Raw genomic sequence first — 17,217 nt, forward strand, 5'->3', positions numbered from 1 at the left:
AGGAGGCTTATTTTAAATCTTTGCTCAAGAATCAAGAAACTAACAATTATGGTAAGAATTTTAATCTGGGCCTTAGATCTTTTACTTTCAGTAAATGGTATCAACAACGATACTGAAGCACTTCATCAATGCGAAAGAAACAGCCTAAATGTACCTGCCCAAACCACTGCTTTGATTTTTAAAGATTGTGATACCTTTAAAGCAGGAATGAATCTGGGTGTGCGCATCTTTGAATACCAACAATTATGACATATTTTTTAAAGGAATTGGGTAAAGCATTTATCGTAGGTTGTGCTATTTATGTAGTCTTTCTTGCGATACACCTGCTGGGTGGCGGCGGTTTGGAATTCAACGCTGCGCTTGCAGAGGATTTTGGGATTAGCATGCTATACTCTGTGGTACTGTATTTGCTAAATATGCAGATCTTCACCTTTTTCTTTGACAAATACAAAACTTCGCTTTATACCTACAATCATCTGGTAAAAGCCATTCCGGCAAGTGTTGTGGTTACTGTTGTTGGGGTGTTTTTCATTCGGTTGTTTATTATCGTGGTGCTATATGGTATGAGCATCACGTATTTTATTACTGAAGAAAAGATCATCGACTATAGTATTCCACTTGTGGTGGCTTTAGTTTGTAATGCGATTTTTTACTTCTTCTTTTATTATCGCTATAAAAAAGAACGTCAGGTAAAGGAGCAAAAGATCATTGCTGGTACGGCTTCGGCACAATTTGATGCTTTAAAAAATCAGCTAGATCCTCATTTTTTATTCAATAGTTTAAATGTACTCACCAGTCTTATTGAAGAAAACCCGATACAAGCGCAGAAGTTCACGACCTCCCTTTCAAAAGTGTATCGTTATGTACTTGAGCAGAAAAATAAGGAGCTCATTTCTTTAGGTGAAGAACTGGCCTTTGCTAAAACGTATATGACTTTGCTTAAAATGCGTTATGAAGACAGTATCGTTTTTGAACTTCCGGAAGCGGTAAAAGATGCTGATGCAAAAGTGGTCCCGCTGGCTTTGCAATTGCTGCTGGAGAATGCGGTAAAACACAATGTGGTAAGCGGCAATCATAAGCTTTATATACGTATTGAAGAAGAAGCCGATTATCTGGTAGTGCGTAATAATCTTCAGCCTAAAAAAGTGATGTCAAAAAGCAGCGGAGTAGGGCTTATCAACATCAGACAGCGCTATGGACTCCTGACACAACGGGATGTACTTATAAGCAAAACAGAATTAGAATTTATAATCAAAATACCAAAACTTACTCGTCAATTAAAAACAGCAGTTATGAATACCGAGCAATACCTTTCTGACAAAAAATATGCGATGGCAAAAGAACATGTGGAAGAACTTAAAGGCTTCTACATCAACTTGGTGCTTTATTGTCTCATCATTCCCGGTCTCATTCTTTTAAATATGTATACGACACGTTTTCCTTGGGCGATTTTCCCTGCTTTGGGTTGGGGATTGGGCGTACTTTTTCACGGTTCGGAGGTTTTTGGATGGAATCCATTTTTAGGCAAAGACTGGGAGGAGCGTAAGATAAGAGAGCTTATGCGTAAAGATCAAAACAAATAACTACAGTTCAGCAATCAAAAATGACAATCGGGTAATACTAAGTTTTATTCCTGTTGTAATTCTAGCAATTTTGAATTGTAATTAATCATTAAAACCTTCAGCAATGGAAAATTTTGATAAAGAAAACAGATACCTTCAGGCTAAAGAAAAAGTAAAAGAGATCAAAAAGTTTTATGGTAGCCTCATCAGCTATGTGATCGTAATTGGCGCACTAGCCGCTTTAAACTATTGGGTTGATCAACTGCGCCATCCTTGGTTTTTATGGGCAGCATTTGGATGGGGATTGGGTTTAATATTTCAAGCAGCCAAGGCATTTGACTGGAATCCGTTTATTAGTAAAGACTGGGAAGAACGCAAAATAAAAGAATATATGGAGCGCGATTCTAAGTCACAATCAAATATGGGAAGATGGGAATAAGAAACACAAAAGTTATGAACGAGCAAGAATCCTCATTTGAGCGTGCGCAAAAACACGTTCAAGATCTTAAAGGCTGGTACAATCATTTACTGGTTTATGTTGTGGTAAATTCGGCATATTTACTGTTTTATTTTGGTCTTTTTGACCGCGGAGCCATAAGCAGTTACATCCCGTGGTGGTCGCCGGTTATTATGTTGGTAGTCTGGGGAATTAGCGTTGGAATTCATTTTATTGTAGTAAATAAAGGTAATTTTATCAATAGGTCATATAAAAACTGGGAAAACCGAAAGATCAAAGAATTTCTGGAACGCGAAGAGGCAAAACAAGCTGATATCAATAAATGGGAATAAAAGCACTGTAAATTATGAATGTACTGGTTATTGAAGATGAAAAACCGGCCGCACGCCGATTATCAAGAATGCTTGAAGCATTGGCGTTGAATGTACTTGCGCAACTCAATTCGGTAGAAGAGGCGATCGATTGGTTTAAAAACCACGAGCATCCAGATTTGATCTTTTTAGACATTCAATTGAGCGACGGTCTTTCTTTTGAAATTTTTGATGCGGTAGAAGTTAGCAGTGCGATCATTTTTACGACTGCATACGATGAGTATGCGCTACAAGCATTTAAGCTCAATAGCATCGATTATTTATTAAAACCTATAGACGATGAAGAACTAGAAGCAGCCGTAGAAAAATTTAAAAAGCAACAGCCCGAGAAGCAAGATGTAAAACTCAATTTTGATGATATCAGACAGCTTCTAGGTGTAAATCCTGTGGAACGTGAGTATAAAAAACGATTCACGGTTAAAATTGGTCAACATATCAAAATGATCAATATTGAGGATGTATGCTGTATTTACAGCGAGAATAAAGGCACTTATGCGCGTACTACAGATAAGCGTGATTACTTGCTGGACACCACTTTAGAAACCTTAGAAGATGAGTTGGCACCTGATGTCTTTTTTAGAGTTAGCAGAAAATATTATATCAATATCAATGCGATTCAGGATATTATAAGTTATACCAATTCCCGATTACAACTTAAACTGAAGGCTGCAGATGATCAAGAAATTATCGTTAGCAGAGAGCGCGTTAAGGATTTTAAACTTTGGCTTTCCTAATGATCTAATGCAACTAATTTCTTTTGGGTGCTGTTAATTGCTGCCATTTTATTTCTGATATCAAAAACTCCTTTAAGATCTTCTTTATTCGTTATTCCTGCCTTGGCGTCTTCTAGAATTCGGTTTGCTTCGTCAATGATTATAGTTTCAGAATTCTCGATCACGCTATGGCTTTGTTGTAAAAAGTAGAGTGCTGTCAACATTTTATGCAGCATGATTACATCGTGTTTACAATAAGCCCGTAAGGGTGCAAAAACGAAATAGATCAATTCTTTAAAATCAATAGTACGTAGTTTTATCACGGCCTGCTTTTCCTGATTTTTGATAAAGCTGAAATCTTCCTTCTTAAGGCGTAGCGCAAACAATTCTGATAGATAATCAATACAGGTAATCGCTGTTCCGGGATCATTTATTCCCGGACTCATCGCTTTTATAGCAATTTCTGTAAGTTGTTTAAATCCTAAGATGTAATTGTGACTTACAATTTCGCTGCGCGAAAAACCAAAACACGTTAATAATTGTTCTTTTTGCTTGTCATCAAGGGCTTTACTGCATTTGGCGATAGGAATTCCCTGAAGAATAAACGTTCCTTTAGGTACACTAACTTCAACACTACAATCATAGGTGTTACAAAGTTCGAGTAACGCATCAACCGCAATAGTTTGAAAGTATCCCGTACGATTCACTTCAATGGCATCCCAGTCTTCACTTGAAGGAAAATCTTCTTTGCTCAAAGCATCATCTGTTTTTGAGATGAGTTGCTGCAAGCGCGTTTTTGCACTGTTGTAAATCGATTCTATAATCTTGTTGATCTGAATCGCTTCAGAAATCGAATGAATAAAATAGATGAATAAGGCTAAAACCAGCATACTCAAAACAATCCCAACCAGCACAGCAAAACCTGGTAACTGATTTTTATCATCAGTAGGTTTTATACTTAACAGGATGAGGATGCAATAAATAAGCGTTGCGATGTAAAAGCCTAAAACATTCTGGTGTTTTTTGTTTGAAATTAAACCGGGGAGAATACGTGGCGAATAATTATTAGAGGCTTGATTAAGCAAGATCATTACCATCGAAAAACTAAACACCATAAGCGAAATAATTCCGCCAATGAATGTGCTTAACAATGTGCGCGCTGTTTCGGCATCGTTGATGACCAGTTGCGGTGCATTTTCGATCAAAAATGAAGAAACGCCGCGATCTTCAGCATACAACATGGCAAAACCAAAAACCAAACCTCCCAAAGCAAAAAGGGAAGGGTAGAAGCCTATCTTACCGGTGAGGTTGGCGATAAATAGTCTGGAACGCGTTATAATTTTGAGCATAGGCGAATTTCCTAAATAACTTTATTATACTGCGTCTATTTGATAAACTGTTAACAGAAAGCTTTTGAGGCTGCGATCAAGAATTGTCTTCTGTTGAAGGATCAATGCGATTATCATTGAAAGCACTTGGCAACAATTCTGGAATGAATTTTATAAGAAGTGGAAGTAAAACACCTCCTCCCGGAAGCATAAAAATAGCAAGAGAAGGAATGCTTTTACAAATGTCCAGCAGCTGTGCTTTTACCTGCTTTTTTTCAGCTTTATTTAAATCGCGATAGGTAGATTGTCCCAGCAACATCACCAGATCTTTACTTTCTAAAAGTTCTTGAAGTAAACGCTTTTTATTTCTTAAAATAAGTCGTTTTACCGTATCACTGGTCTGCGTGTAAAAGTGGCGTACCGGATTGCTGTAATTGAGATACGATATGCGATCGTGATTAGAATGTATAAAATCAAGAACGTGCGTGGTTGACACTTTGAGCACTTCTTCGGGTAATTGAAGCAAGTTCCCCAACCTATTTAAAAAAAGAAATTCGGTTTTATCTAATTTATGATCATCCCAAAGTGCCAGCGCACCAAGGTCTAAAGCATAACGTTTTTCAAAAAGCGTTTGAAAAGGGGCTAGCGATAAATCATCGAGTGACTGCGCCTCTTGATTTATAGCTTTGGTATACCGCAAGGACTTCTCAAAAAGCTTAAGCAGTAAATAATCGTATTGTTCTTTTTCTTCTTTTTGCATCAGCGCGATCCAGATGATATTCATCAGTCCGGCTTCAAGAGCGGCCGCGTAGTTTTTCAGATCGCTTTTATTCTTTAAATATTGCTCAAATGCAATGACATCTAGAAAAAGTAATGCATTGGTTATAAGATTGCTGAAATTTCTTTCAAAACGCGCTTCATTAGTTTGTACGCGTTCTTGAATGATTTTTTCTAATGTAGCCGCACCGGGCTTACTTTTTGAAAATGAAGAGAAGTAAGAAGCGTGTTTAGGGTTTATTTGTTCATAAAACGCGCAGACTTCAGTATAGAAATCGCTTTCATCTCGCTGATTATAGAAATAGGTATAGTACAGGCAATCAAATAAATTGAGTTTGGTACGCTCAATTTCTGTCCATTTGAGCGGTTCCTTCTTTCCGTATGTAATCGATGACACCGAAACACCGTAGAGGAAACCAGATCTTAGCGCAAGTTCATAAAACTCAGAAGCGTTGATTTCCTGCGCGTTTAGGAAGCGATTGATGACCGGTTGGTGTTTATTTATCCATCCTGAAGATGAAGGGTTCATAAAATTTTATTTGATTTTTTAAATTTTAAAATATTGATTTTCAGTTTTTTAAAATTTTATTCGCTTTTTGTTTTAAAAAAAGTGAACCTGATGAAAACCGTATTTCTTTCTATTACGTAAATGTATTAAATAAGTTAAACTGGGCATTTAACTTTTTTACAATTGAAAAATCCAAATCTCTTTTATTTTGGAGAATATGGAAAGGAAGATTATCAATTGGTTAGTTGATTAGTTTTTTTGGATTTTTTGTTAGTTGAAGAATCACCTTGTTTTGGAGAAGGCAGGTGATTCTTTTTTTATGCCCAAATCTCAAAAGAAAGCTCTTCAGATTAAAATCGACACTCAATTCAATACATAAAAAAGCCTCTCAATTGAGAGGCTTTTTAGTATTCAACTATTGGCGCCGCCAAAGGGCTTAATAACTCGAGGTCGTTTACTAAGCATTATTTTCTACAACACCTAAGGTATAGAGTTGTTCCATTGTTGGTGTTTCACTACCACCGGCTGGTTCTAGCGTAATACCAAATGCCTGAGATTGATTTGGATTTTCTAGCGCAAATATTTTATTCTCATCCTCACTAAAGTTTTCCAGAAGTCCCATACTCGTAGGAGTTAATGGATCTAACGTAAGCGACCATACTTGGTAAACCATTCCTTCTGGAGGTTCGGGTAGACCTAAGGCATCAATATATGCTTTGTTTGAACTCTTGTCCCAGAATACATTTACATATGCGTCTGGTGCGATCTGTTGCCCGGCTAAAGGAACTTTTGTCACTTGTGGGTCTCGTATAACCGCTAAGATTTCTTTAGTCTCGGTAAGCGCATCTTCAGAAAATTGAAGTTTGCTTTCGAGCTTTGTTTTTTCGATTTCTACAACACGTAACTCATCACGCAAGTTGTTAGTACGGTTGAGTAAGATAAAAATTCCGATGAGGAATATTACCGAAGCCGCAACGCTTATAAAAGATAGCAAACGTGTTCTTTGTTGCGATCTGCTTGCCGGCAACTGTACCACGCCGTCTTTATTCTGAAGTTTTGATTTTATAACCGCAAGCATCTCCTCAGGATTGTAAGGAGCAGCTGCAGTCGCAAGTTGCTGCAGTGCAGCTTCTATCTGTTCGACTTCCTGTTCAACTTCAGGATACTGTTTAAGCACTTTAGAAACCTCTTCACTTTCTGCAGCAGTTAAAGCGCCATAAACATATAGCTCTAAGATACCTGATTCTATGTATTCTTGAATATCCATTTTATTTAACCAATATAGCTCTAAGTTTGTTAATACAGAGTCTGTTGCGGGTTTTAATCGTACCTAGGGGTATCTCTAATTCTTCTGAAGCTTCTTTTTGTGTGTACCCTTTAAAAAATAATAAGTCGATTACCTTTTTACAATCTTCGCCTATTTTTTTAATATACTTTTTAATTCCTATCGCATCAACCTTTGTAGAAAAACTGTTTTTGTTTTCAAGTATATCTACGAAATATTCCTGAGTAAGGTTTTTCTTTTGGTTTTTAAACGATTTAGACCGTGTTTTATCAATGGCTGCGTTGCGTGCTATATTGAGAAGCCACGTAAAAAATCTACCTTTTTTTGAAGAATAGGATTCACAATTATCCCAGACTTTTATAAAAACATCTTGCAGTACTTCTTCTGAGGCTTCAGTGTCGTGAAGAACACTATTGATCACACCAAAGATACTTTCGGAATACAGCGTGTATAAACGTTCAAAAGCTTTCTCGTCTTTTTGCTGTAATCGTAGAATTAATTCATCAGGTTGCATAAAGGGCTATTAGATTTTAAATGTATTAAATATAACACAAAAAAGCAGCCCGAAGGCTGCTTAATTTTATTGCTACCGTTAAAGGGTTCAATACTTTGAGACTTGACTTGAATCTGAAAATTTGTATCTAATCAATGCCTCCTGAGTTTGCCCTGAGGTAGTTTGCTTGTCAAATGTTGTGAATATGATTATTCAATAATTCCTCCACAGCTTACGCGTGCTCCTGCAGCACCACTAGGCTGACTTGTAAAATCATCTGCACCTTGGTGTACGATAATTCCTTTACCAACAACATTTTTGGTTTCATCTTCACAATCTAAACACCACTCATCTGTAGTTGTTGTAATTGTTCCGTTACCGTTTTCATCTGCTTCAAAATTACCTATATCTCCTTTGTGATATCCTTCAGCATCTCCCCACTTACCGTGTTTCTCTTTAGTTGGATTCCAGTGACCTCCGGCAGAAGTACCGTCATCTGCAGAGCAATCTGCGTTCTCGTGGATGTGTATTGCGTGCATTCCCGGTTCTAAACCTTCAAAAACAGCAGTCATAGAAACTTCACCATCTTCTTCGGTAAAAACAACGCTACCTGTAGCAGTGCTTCCGCTTTTTGAATCTAAGGCTACCGTTAATTTTTTTACTTCAGCCGGAGCTTCTTGTAATTCGGTAGTCTCGGTTGTCATTTCTTCAGTTTCGGTCTCTTTTTCTTTGTTCTCATTTTTACAAGAAGTAAAACCTAAGGTTAGGGCTAGAGAAAAAAGTATTGCGTAATTCTTCATAATACGTGTGATTAGTTAATTCAGCAACTAAAATAAAACTTTGAGCAGGCCCAGCCAAAGATTTAAAGATAAGCTTAACAAAAGCGTTAACTAGTGGTTAAAGCTTTTTGGAATTGCAATGCGCAATTTATCTGATGTCATTTTTGCGTGAATGGTTTCTTTTTTACCCATAAATTCGCCATCTATTTGAAAGGCGATCGGTTTCTCGGCAGTGATCTTCACCGCTTTACACGGAATAACTTTCACAAAGTCAGGATCTAAATGGGCATCATCGTAAAAGGTCTCTAAAATACCTTTTACGCTGAAATTTTTGAAAACCAAAACTTCAAAAATCCCATCATCCATTTTTCCGGTTGGATTAATGGTTGCACCTGTACCAAATTTATTGGCATTGGCTATGCCTATTAAAATTCCCTCTTCTTGGTAGATTTTTCCATCACAGTCGATGCTCACTTTAAAAGGGAAATCTTTATTCAGCAGGGTAGGGAAAGCTTGTATTAAATAGCCCAGTTTGCCTCGTATTTCAGACTTTTCATAGTTTTCAACAAGTTGAGCGTTAACGCCCAGATCTGCAATATGTAAACACGTATAGCCGTTGATATCAAGCAAATCCATATCGATGTATTCTTCGCCAAGCGCAATAGCTAACTGTCTGTCAAGATCCTCCGGAATGTCAAAATTAGTCGCCAAACCATTTGCAGACCCCGACGGAAGCAAACCAATGGTGACAGAAACACCTTTTATGGCATCGGCAACTTCGCGTATCGTCCCGTCACCACCAGAAATCAAAATGCGATCAGGTTGCTTGCTAGAAACGAGCTCTTGAATGGCTTCTTTATCGTTTTTACCGGTTGTCTCATAGACGTGACTTTCCTTATTTTGAGCCGCAACTTGCTCTTTAAAAGCCTTGATGATTGGACGTTTATCAGTTCCTCCTGCAATAGGGTTAATGACCAGTAAAATATTCTTTTGTGTTTTCATTAAGTCGATTTCGATTTAAAATTAGGTATTTTCAAAATCTCATTTCGTTAACAAAATACCAATTACGTGAAACTCGACCTCCAATTGTATCGTGGTTATGCCAATGATGAAGAACTTGTGGTTTTTGGCCATCTTTTTAAATCGTGGGCGCCAGACAAGTATCAATCTGATAAAAAAGGCTTTAAGCATGCATTTTCGGTTTTACATATGTTTCGTATTTCGCCACTCAAGAATGTAAGTGTACGATTGCGTTTTAAAGACATCGATGTGACTACGCGAACAATGGATGACGGATTTTTCAGGTTCAACGTGCCCTATAAAAATGACCTGAAAAGTGGGTGGCATACTTATGAGATTACCTGCAATCCCGTAGAGGAAGAATATGGCATTATTGAAAAAGCCGAATTCTTAAAACCCTTTGAAAGTGAATTGAGCATTATTTCTGATATCGACGATACTTTTTTGATTTCGCACAGCGGAAACATTTTTAAAAAACTATATGTGATGTTGGCGCGCAATGTAAACAGCCGTAAAACCTTTGAAGATGTTGTGAGGCATTATCAGTCATTAAGTACGAGCGGACATAATGAGGAAGGAAACCGAAACTCTTTCTTTTATGTCTCCAGCAGCGAATGGAATTTATACAACTTTATAGTGCAGTTTGCCAAATTGCAAGAATTGCCCAAGGCCGTCATTAAATTGAAAAGTATAAAAACAGGAATCACCGATTTTCTTAAAACTGGAGGAGGTAATCACGATCACAAGTTTATCAAGATCAAGGATATTATTTCATTCTATCCGCAGCAATCTTATGTTTTGTTAGGTGATGATTCGCAGCAAGATGCTTATATCTACGAGCGTATTTGTAAAATGTTTCCAATGAATATTAGAGCGGTATATCTACGGCAAACCGAAAATCATAAGAAGGAAAAAATCAATGCTGTTCTTAATAATATTGAAGGTATGCAAGTCGCCACCTGTTACTTCAAGAAAAGCACTGAGGCTATCGAACATTCCAAACAACAAGGAATCATCAAAGCGGAATAAACATAAAAAATCCCGAAAAGAAATTTTTTCGGGATTTTGTAATTCTGGTAACACAAGAACTATTCTACTTTAAAAGTTTTTATTTCTTTAAAAGGAGAGAGTTCTACTTGTTTCATTTCACTTTCATAGGTTGCCCATTCTTCGGTAAAGAAGGTATTTACTTTTTCTAAAGCGGCTTCAAGATCTTTTTCAGCCTGAGTGATCAGCTGCTCTTCTGTAGCGGTAAGTCCGTTAGGACGGCTACCTACATAACTACTAGCGAGGTAAATTCTGTTAAGAACGGTTACTTCAGCATTACGCGTAATACCTTGGCGATCATCTTCTTTGCCTAAAAACACTGCGATATGTTCTTCTAATTTTTCAGCAATTGCTTTAGAACTGTCAATCTGAGCTTTATAGGTTTCTTTATCGGCCTTTTTAAGATCGGCAATAAAATCTTCTGCAATATTCTTGCTTTCGACAAGTTGTTTAACCGCATCTGCTGCCACTTGTGTTAAGCTTTCCAAATGCTTTTCGGCCTCATAAATTTCTTGAGTAGCTTGTGCTGAAATATCCAGACGAGGATCGCTTTTCACCGTTATAGTTTCTGAATCTTCAATGCTTCCATAGCTCATAACTACTTTATAAGAGCCCGGTTTTACTGTGGCACCACCGGGTTCCCAGTTGCGCTCCCTTATGCGACGTGACGGGCGGTCTACACCTTTCTCATCAAGAAACCATCTAAAATTGTACATTCCCGCAGAATCAGGAGCTTTGGTTTTAAGTGTACGAATGAGACGCTCATTATCGTAAATATTGAGTACGATACTGTCCCATTTTACAGAAGCTTCTTCCGTTTCTGATGAGGATGCTTCATCCTTTTCAGTTTCTTCTGCTTTCACTTTTGGATTAAAGACATACTTTATAAAAGCACCGCTAGCACGATTTGCTCCGCTATATGTTGCATCTCCGCCAAATCGGCCTCCGGTAGGTTGTTGAGAGGCGTTTTGATAGGTGTCTGCAGGCGGTATCACTTCAAGAACAGTGCCTTCATCCATATTTAGATTTGCTACGAGATCTTGACTGGCTGCGAGCTTTCTCAATGGTTTGATATCATCAAGAATCCATATAGAACGACCAAAAGTGGCAATAGCTAAATCATCTTCTCTTGGATGAATGATCAAATCCTTTACTGGAACTGTAGGGAACCCGTTGGTCCACTTTTGCCAGTTTGCACCTGCATCTATAGAAACATATAAACCGTCGTCTGTCCCTAAGAACATCAGGTTAGGTTCTTCTTTATCTTCCAAAACTGCCAGCGCATAGCTACCCACATCTTCACTGTCTACAATGCGCGTCCAGCTTTTACCATAATCTGTGGTTCTATATACATAAGGTGTATAATCAAATCTGCGATAATTATTGGCTACCAAGAGCGCCTCACCTTTATTAGTCGCTGAAGCTTTGATCTGTGCGATCCAGCTGTTTGCAGGAAGACCTTTTAGGTTTTTAGATACATCAGTCCAATCTTGACCACCATTTTGTGTGTAATATACTTTACCATCATCAGAACCGGTCCAAATCATATTTTTTTCTGCCGGACTTGGTTCTATCACTAAAATAGTGGTGTGATTTTCAGCTCCGGTAGCATCCATCGTAAGACCACCACTTTCGCTTTGCTTTTGTTTTTCGGGATCATTGGTGGTTAAGTCGGGTGAAATTACTTCCCAAGTAAGTCCTTTATCTGTGGATTTATGCACATATTGACTACCAAAATAAAGTGTACTGTTATCAAAAGGATCGATATTAATAGCAGCGTTCCAGTTGAATCGAAGTTCAACTTCAGGATCAGGATGTGTAGGTCTTACTAAGTAATTAGCTCCTGTGATCCAGTCGTACCTACTTACATAACCCTGCTGACTCATAGACCAGCCATATTGTGAATCGTCCCGATCTGGCACTACGTCAAAACCGTCACCAAAAGAGATCTCTTGCCAATAACTGTTACGAATTCCCTGTGCTTTCCAGACATAGGCAGGACCGCGCCAGCTTCCGTTATCTTGCATTCCTCCGTAAACGTTATAAGGAAATTCATTATCTATTGCGATATGATAAAATTGACCAACGGGAATATTCTCAACAAAACGCCAGGTCTCACCGCCATCACGAGAGATGTTTAAACCGCCGTCGTTACCATCCATCATAAAATCGGTGTTTTCAGGATGAATATAGAACGCGTGATGATCTGGGTGAATACCGTTATCTACGCCATAAGCAGGCATCAGTTCTTCAAAGCTTTTACCGCCATCTTCAGAAACATTTACATAGGTAAATACACTATATACGCGGTTTTCATTATCGGGAGCGACATAGATTTCAGCATAGTAGAAAGGACGGTTTCCTATCTCACTCATATTGTCATTTACCAATTTCCAGTTTTCCCCACCATCTTCAGAACGATACAATCCGTTTTTCTTAGCTTCTACATAAGCATAAACGACGTTAGTTTTTCCTGGAGCAATGGCAAGTCCCATTCTTCCTAGGTCACCTTTGGGCAAGCCGTTTTCAGAAGTGATTTCTTTCCAGGTATCGCCACCATCATAGGTAATGTACAAACCAGAGCCTTCGCCACCACTTTTAAAGAACCAAGGATCGCGCTTATGCTCCCACATCGCAGCAATCAATTTGTTGGGATTGGTAGGATCCATAACCAACTCGGCAGTACCGGTTTTATCATTTACATAAAGTACTTTTTCCCAAGTTTTACCACCATCTTGTGTACGGTAAACCCCACGCTCTTCGTGTTCGCCCCAAGGCGATCCTATTGCAGCAGCATAGACAATATCTGGGTTTGACGGATTGATGCGCACGCGATAGATGTGTCTGGTCTTTTCAAGTCCCATACACTTCCAGGTTTTACCGCCGTCTAGAGATTTGTAGATACCAAATCCACCATTGAGGCTGTTTCGCGGGTTTCCTTCACCGGTTCCTACCCAAACCACAGAAGGATTGGATTGCTGAATCGCAACCGCACCGATAGATGAAGTAGCTTCATTTTCAAAAACGGGTTTCCAGGTAACACCGCCTGAAGTTGATTTCCATAGACCGCCAGAAGCAGAACCTGCGTAAATAATATCAGGATTGTCTGTCACCGCGTCAATAGCAGTAATACGCCCGCTCATTCCGGCAGGACCTACATTACGCGGTTGCATATCTTTTAAAAGATCAAGATTTAATTTTTGAGATATTCCTGTAACAGAAACACTTAGCAAGAGAAGAAGTAATAGTTTTTTCATTAAGTCTGTGTAAAGTTTGCTCTAAGTTAAGAAAAACCAAATGTTTATTGTGCACCCCAAGGAATATTGAAGCTTTTAACATAAATAAATTACAATTAACAAAAGCTTAGAGCATCGAATCGTTTTGTTTAAGTTTCTGTGGATATATTTAAACAAAATTAATAATCAAAAAAATTGAACTATGAAAAAGTTAGTATTAAGTATGGCAGTGATTGCTTCTATAGCATTCACTTCTTGTAAAGACAATGAAAAGAATACATCTGAAGAAACGATGACTGAAGAAGAGATAGCAATGGAAACAACCGATGTTTCAACTGAAGCCACCATGCCAGAACAAGAAACCATTGCAGAGATCGCAATGGGAAATGAGGACTTTAGCACCTTAGTGACCGCGGTAAAGGCAGCTGGATTAGCAGAAACTTTAAACAGTGAAGGTCCATTTACAGTATTTGCACCAACCAACGCAGCATTTGACAAGTTACCTGAAGGAACCGTTTCTACTTTAGTCGAGCCGGCAAACAAAGAAAAATTAGCTGGGATTTTAAAATACCATGTAGTTTCAGGAGAATATATGGCGGCAGATGTCGTAAAAGCAATCAATGATAATGACGGAAGCTTTACAATTCCTACAGTACAAGGCGGAGAATTGACAGCAACACTAGAAGGTGAAAATGTAATTTTAACCGACGCAGCAGGAAATAAATCTACAGTAATTATGACCGATGTTGATGCTTCAAACGGAGTAATCCATGCAATTGATGCTGTGGTGATGCCAAAATCATAAGCGCATAAGTGATTAGTATTTAGAACCCTTCAGCAATGAAGGGTTTTTTTGGTTTTGAGTTTTCAGAAAAAAAGAACCTGTCTATACATTCGCTTTTGCAGCTTCACTTAGAAAGAAACCTAGATTTTAAGAGACTTCTCAAGGTTTAGAATTCAAAATGCGTTAATTTTAGTACACTATGAAAAAGGAAACATTACGAAAGGGATTTGTATTTAAAAGCTACGAAGCTCCGGAGCAATCCTTATTTGATCAACTTTTTGAGATCTTCAAAGAATTGATCACGCATACATCAGGAGATTTTGATGAAGCGATGGATTGGTTGAAGGAGTTAGACAAAGAATACAATTTGACCAATGACGACTACACGCTCGACGATTTTGTACAGGAATTAAAGGACAAAGGCTACATCCGCGAGGAGATTGAACCTGACGGTAATGGTGGAATGTCGATCACCGCAAAAACCGAACGCGCTATTAGACAGCGTGCACTGGATCAGATTTTTGGTAAACTGAAGCGTGGCGGAGCCGGAAATCATAAAACCAATAGGGTAGGACGGGGTGATGAACATACCGGTGAGTACCGGGAATATCGCTTTGGTGACGCTCTAGAACGCGTTTCAATGACCGAAAGTCTTAAGAATGCACAAATCAATAACGGAATAGGCAATTTTGACCTTACCGAAAAGGATCTGGTTGTAGAAGAAACGCAATTTAAAGCGCAAATGAGTACGGTGTTGATGATAGACATCAGCCATAGTATGATTTTGTATGGGGAAGATCGCATTACTCCGGCAAAAAAAGTAGCGATGGCTTTAGTCGAATTGATAACCACACGCTATCCTAAAGACACCTTAGACATTATCGTTTTTGGTAATGACAGTTGGCCTATTAAAATCAAAGATTTACCGTACTTACAAGTAGGTCCTTACCATACCAATACGGTTGCAGGTTTACAACTCGCAATGGATATTTTAAGACGTAAGCGTAATACCAACAAGCAGATCTTTATGATCACCGATGGTAAGCCCAGTTGTGTGCGAGAGCCAGATGGCTTTTACTATAAAAACAGTGTGGGGCTTGATGAGTACATCGTTAATAAGTGCTACAGTATGGCGAGTCAGGCACGCAAAGTGAAGATTCCTATTACTACATTTATGATCGCTCAAGATCCTTACTTGATGAAGTTTGTGCGTCAATTTACACAGGCCAATCAAGGGAAAGCATTTTATACCGGTCTGCAAGGCCTTGGTGAAATGATCTTTGAGGATTATGAAACAAACAGAAAGAAGAGAATACGCTAGAAAAAGATAAAACTAACAGTAAACTATGAGTAAACCAGAAATTAAAAACCTAGGTGAGCTAAAGAAATCAGATTATAAGAGCCGAAGTATCAAAGAAGAACTTCGCGCTAATCTGTTAAACAATATAAAAGCAGGTAAAAATTCTTTTGAAGGAATACACGGTTATGAACATACCGTGATCCCAGAGTTAGAACGTGCTATTTTATCAAAGCATAACATCAATCTTTTAGGGCTTCGCGGGCAGGCAAAAACACGTCTGGCGCGTTTGATGGTACAATTATTAGACGAGTGGATTCCTGTGGTTGAAGGTTCAGAGTTAAATGATGATCCGCTAAAGCCCTTATCCCGCTATGCTCAAGAATTGATCGCCGAAAAGGGAGATGACACGCCCATTGTTTGGCTGCATCGTGAAGAACGTTTTGCTGAAAAGCTAGCGACTCCTGATGTGACGGTAGCCGATTTAATAGGTGATGTAGATCCTATCAAGGCTGCAAATTTGAAATTGAGTTATGCAGATGACCGTGTGTTGCATTTTGGGATGATTCCTCGTGCTAATCGTTGCATTTTTGTGATTAATGAATTGCCAGATTTACAAGCACGTATTCAAGTGGCTTTGTTCAATATTCTGCAAGAAGGAGATATTCAAATTCGCGGATTTAAATTGCGCTTACCGCTAGATCTTCAGTTTGTATTTACAGCAAACCCTGAAGATTATACCAACCGCGGAAGCATCGTTACTCCGTTAAAAGACCGTATCGGTTCTCAGATCTTGACGCATTATCCTGAGAATATTGAAATCGCGCGTACGATCACAGAACAGGAAGCAAAACGCGACGGCCGTAATGAAGAACAGGTTTATGTGCCTTCTTTGGCTAAAGATCTCTTGGAGCAAATAAGTTTTGAAGCTAGAGAGAGTGAATATATTGATGTTAAAAGCGGCGTGAGTGCGCGTATGAGTATCACCGCTTTTGAAAACCTTTTAAGTACTGCAGAACGTAGATCGTTGATGGCAGGAGATGATAAAACTACGGTGCGTCTTGGTGATTTTATGGGGATGATTCCGGCGATTACCGGTAAGGTAGAATTGGTTTATGAAGGAGAGCAGGAGGGAGCGGCTTCGGTTGCACATACTTTAATTGGTGATGCCATTCAAACCCTTTTTGTGACTTATTTTCCTGAAATTAAAAAGCTAGAAAAGCAAAATGAGAAAAGTCCGTACGATGAGGTGGTCACTTGGTTTTTTGACCAAAGCGACTTTCAGTTGTTAGACGATTTAACCGAAGAAGAGTATAAGAAAATGCTTGATTCGGTAACACCCTTGCAAAATTTGATCGATACACATCAACCTGATTTACCGAAGGAAGATCAGTATTTTATGAAAGAGTTTATTCTTTGGGCATTGGTTGAATTCAAGAAGTTGAGTAAATACCGAATGACCGATGGTATGCGTTTTAAAGACCTCTACGGAAGTTATATCAGTGGTTTATAATTCTTAATTTTAACAAACAAAAAAATCCCGTTAGCATCTGCGCTAAC

At 38.5% G+C, this 17,217-nt stretch carries 16 protein-coding genes; 9 read left to right on the top strand and 7 right to left on the bottom strand.

The genetic code is table 11. From position 1 onward, the window contains the following. The first annotated feature begins 48 nt into the window (after nt 1–48). The 5 genes from MED217_RS07485 (at nt 49) to MED217_RS07505 (ending at nt 3,124) form a co-directional block, all read left to right on the top strand. Nucleotides 49–249, top strand: a complete 201-nt coding sequence (locus tag MED217_RS07485; RefSeq protein ID WP_009779891.1) for a hypothetical protein — start codon at nt 49–51, stop codon at nt 247–249. Beyond that, a complete protein-coding gene (locus MED217_RS07490; RefSeq protein WP_009779892.1) occupies nt 246–1,583 on the top strand; it encodes a 2TM domain-containing protein in 1,338 nt (445 codons plus the stop codon). The genes MED217_RS07485 and MED217_RS07490 overlap by 4 nt, the downstream gene beginning before the upstream one ends. Before the next feature lie 103 nt (nt 1,584–1,686). After that, a complete protein-coding gene (locus tag MED217_RS07495) occupies nt 1,687–2,001 on the top strand; it encodes a 2TM domain-containing protein (protein ID WP_009779893.1) in 315 nt (104 codons plus the stop codon). Further along, nucleotides 1,992–2,351, top strand: a complete 360-nt coding sequence (locus MED217_RS07500) for a 2TM domain-containing protein (protein WP_009779894.1) — start codon at nt 1,992–1,994, stop codon at nt 2,349–2,351. Before MED217_RS07495 ends, MED217_RS07500 begins: the two co-directional genes overlap by 10 nt. A gap of 14 nt (nt 2,352–2,365) precedes the next feature. Then, nucleotides 2,366–3,124 carry a LytR/AlgR family response regulator transcription factor gene (locus MED217_RS07505; protein WP_009779895.1) on the top strand — a complete coding sequence of 253 codons (759 nt, stop codon included), beginning with the start codon at nt 2,366–2,368 and terminating at the stop codon, nt 3,122–3,124. On the opposite strand, the gene MED217_RS07510 is transcribed toward MED217_RS07505, so the two are convergent. The 6 genes from MED217_RS07510 to MED217_RS07535 form a co-directional block, all read right to left on the bottom strand. After that, entirely contained in the window at nt 3,121–4,452 is a 1,332-nt protein-coding gene (locus MED217_RS07510; protein WP_009779896.1) for a DUF2254 domain-containing protein, read from the bottom strand. The two genes, MED217_RS07505 and MED217_RS07510, sit on opposite strands and share 4 nt — an antisense overlap. Nucleotides 4,453–4,528: 76 nt before the next feature. Next, nucleotides 4,529–5,737 carry an LETM1-related biofilm-associated protein gene (locus MED217_RS07515; protein WP_009779897.1) on the bottom strand — a complete coding sequence of 403 codons (1,209 nt, stop codon included), beginning with the start codon at nt 5,735–5,737 and terminating at the stop codon, nt 4,529–4,531. Between the two features lie 436 nt (nt 5,738–6,173). Next, a complete protein-coding gene (locus MED217_RS07520) occupies nt 6,174–6,983 on the bottom strand; it encodes an anti-sigma factor (protein ID WP_009779898.1) in 810 nt (269 codons plus the stop codon). A 1-nt stretch (nt 6,984) separates the two neighbouring features. Further along, the gene (locus MED217_RS07525) at nt 6,985–7,515 is read right to left on the bottom strand and encodes an RNA polymerase sigma factor (RefSeq protein ID WP_009779899.1); all 531 of its coding nucleotides are present in this window, start codon (nt 7,513–7,515) and stop codon (nt 6,985–6,987) included. A 188-nt stretch (nt 7,516–7,703) separates the two neighbouring features. After that, nucleotides 7,704–8,294, bottom strand: a complete 591-nt coding sequence (locus tag MED217_RS07530) for a superoxide dismutase family protein (protein WP_009779900.1) — start codon at nt 8,292–8,294, stop codon at nt 7,704–7,706. A gap of 90 nt (nt 8,295–8,384) precedes the next feature. Further along, the gene (locus MED217_RS07535; RefSeq protein ID WP_009779901.1) at nt 8,385–9,275 is read right to left on the bottom strand and encodes a diacylglycerol/lipid kinase family protein; all 891 of its coding nucleotides are present in this window, start codon (nt 9,273–9,275) and stop codon (nt 8,385–8,387) included. 66 nt (nt 9,276–9,341) lie between these two features. On the opposite strand from MED217_RS07535, the gene MED217_RS07540 reads away from it, so the two are divergent. Further along, the gene (locus tag MED217_RS07540) at nt 9,342–10,322 is read left to right on the top strand and encodes an App1 family protein phosphatidate phosphatase (protein ID WP_040532658.1); all 981 of its coding nucleotides are present in this window, start codon (nt 9,342–9,344) and stop codon (nt 10,320–10,322) included. A 59-nt stretch (nt 10,323–10,381) separates the two neighbouring features. On the opposite strand, the gene MED217_RS07545 is transcribed toward MED217_RS07540, so the two are convergent. Then, nucleotides 10,382–13,597 carry a VPS10 domain-containing protein gene (locus MED217_RS07545; RefSeq protein WP_009779903.1) on the bottom strand — a complete coding sequence of 1,072 codons (3,216 nt, stop codon included), beginning with the start codon at nt 13,595–13,597 and terminating at the stop codon, nt 10,382–10,384. 181 nt (nt 13,598–13,778) lie between these two features. Between MED217_RS07545 and MED217_RS07550 the strand changes: the two genes are divergently transcribed. The 3 genes from MED217_RS07550 (at nt 13,779) to MED217_RS07560 (ending at nt 17,170) form a co-directional block, all read left to right on the top strand. After that, on the top strand, nt 13,779–14,381 hold the full coding sequence (locus MED217_RS07550; RefSeq protein WP_009779904.1) for a fasciclin domain-containing protein: 603 nt from the start codon (nt 13,779–13,781) through the stop codon (nt 14,379–14,381). Nucleotides 14,382–14,559: 178 nt separating this feature from the next. Next, entirely contained in the window at nt 14,560–15,681 is a 1,122-nt protein-coding gene (locus MED217_RS07555; RefSeq protein WP_009779906.1) for a vWA domain-containing protein, read from the top strand. 25 nt (nt 15,682–15,706) lie between these two features. Then, nucleotides 15,707–17,170 (top strand): hypothetical protein, encoded by a 1,464-nt coding sequence (locus MED217_RS07560; RefSeq protein ID WP_009779907.1) that lies wholly within the window; start codon nt 15,707–15,709, stop codon nt 17,168–17,170. The last annotated feature ends 47 nt before the right edge of the window (nt 17,171–17,217 follow it).

Origin of the sequence: Leeuwenhoekiella blandensis MED217 (assembly GCF_000152985.1) — a bacterium.
Lineage (GTDB): Bacteria > Bacteroidota > Bacteroidia > Flavobacteriales > Flavobacteriaceae > Leeuwenhoekiella > Leeuwenhoekiella blandensis.

Coding starts and splice junctions, on each gene's coding strand:
- MED217_RS07485 (WP_009779891.1), top strand. CDS start 49: ATGGTAAGAATTTTAATCTGGGCCTTAGATCTTTTACTTTCAGTAAAT.
- MED217_RS07490 (WP_009779892.1), top strand. CDS start 246: ATGACATATTTTTTAAAGGAATTGGGTAAAGCATTTATCGTAGGTTGT.
- MED217_RS07495 (WP_009779893.1), top strand. CDS start 1,687: ATGGAAAATTTTGATAAAGAAAACAGATACCTTCAGGCTAAAGAAAAA.
- MED217_RS07500 (WP_009779894.1), top strand. CDS start 1,992: ATGGGAATAAGAAACACAAAAGTTATGAACGAGCAAGAATCCTCATTT.
- MED217_RS07505 (WP_009779895.1), top strand. CDS start 2,366: ATGAATGTACTGGTTATTGAAGATGAAAAACCGGCCGCACGCCGATTA.
- MED217_RS07510 (WP_009779896.1), bottom strand. CDS start 4,452: ATGCTCAAAATTATAACGCGTTCCAGACTATTTATCGCCAACCTCACC.
- MED217_RS07515 (WP_009779897.1), bottom strand. CDS start 5,737: ATGAACCCTTCATCTTCAGGATGGATAAATAAACACCAACCGGTCATC.
- MED217_RS07520 (WP_009779898.1), bottom strand. CDS start 6,983: ATGGATATTCAAGAATACATAGAATCAGGTATCTTAGAGCTATATGTT.
- MED217_RS07525 (WP_009779899.1), bottom strand. CDS start 7,515: ATGCAACCTGATGAATTAATTCTACGATTACAGCAAAAAGACGAGAAA.
- MED217_RS07530 (WP_009779900.1), bottom strand. CDS start 8,294: ATGAAGAATTACGCAATACTTTTTTCTCTAGCCCTAACCTTAGGTTTT.
- MED217_RS07535 (WP_009779901.1), bottom strand. CDS start 9,275: ATGAAAACACAAAAGAATATTTTACTGGTCATTAACCCTATTGCAGGA.
- MED217_RS07545 (WP_009779903.1), bottom strand. CDS start 13,597: ATGAAAAAACTATTACTTCTTCTCTTGCTAAGTGTTTCTGTTACAGGA.
- MED217_RS07550 (WP_009779904.1), top strand. CDS start 13,779: ATGAAAAAGTTAGTATTAAGTATGGCAGTGATTGCTTCTATAGCATTC.
- MED217_RS07555 (WP_009779906.1), top strand. CDS start 14,560: ATGAAAAAGGAAACATTACGAAAGGGATTTGTATTTAAAAGCTACGAA.
- MED217_RS07560 (WP_009779907.1), top strand. CDS start 15,707: ATGAGTAAACCAGAAATTAAAAACCTAGGTGAGCTAAAGAAATCAGAT.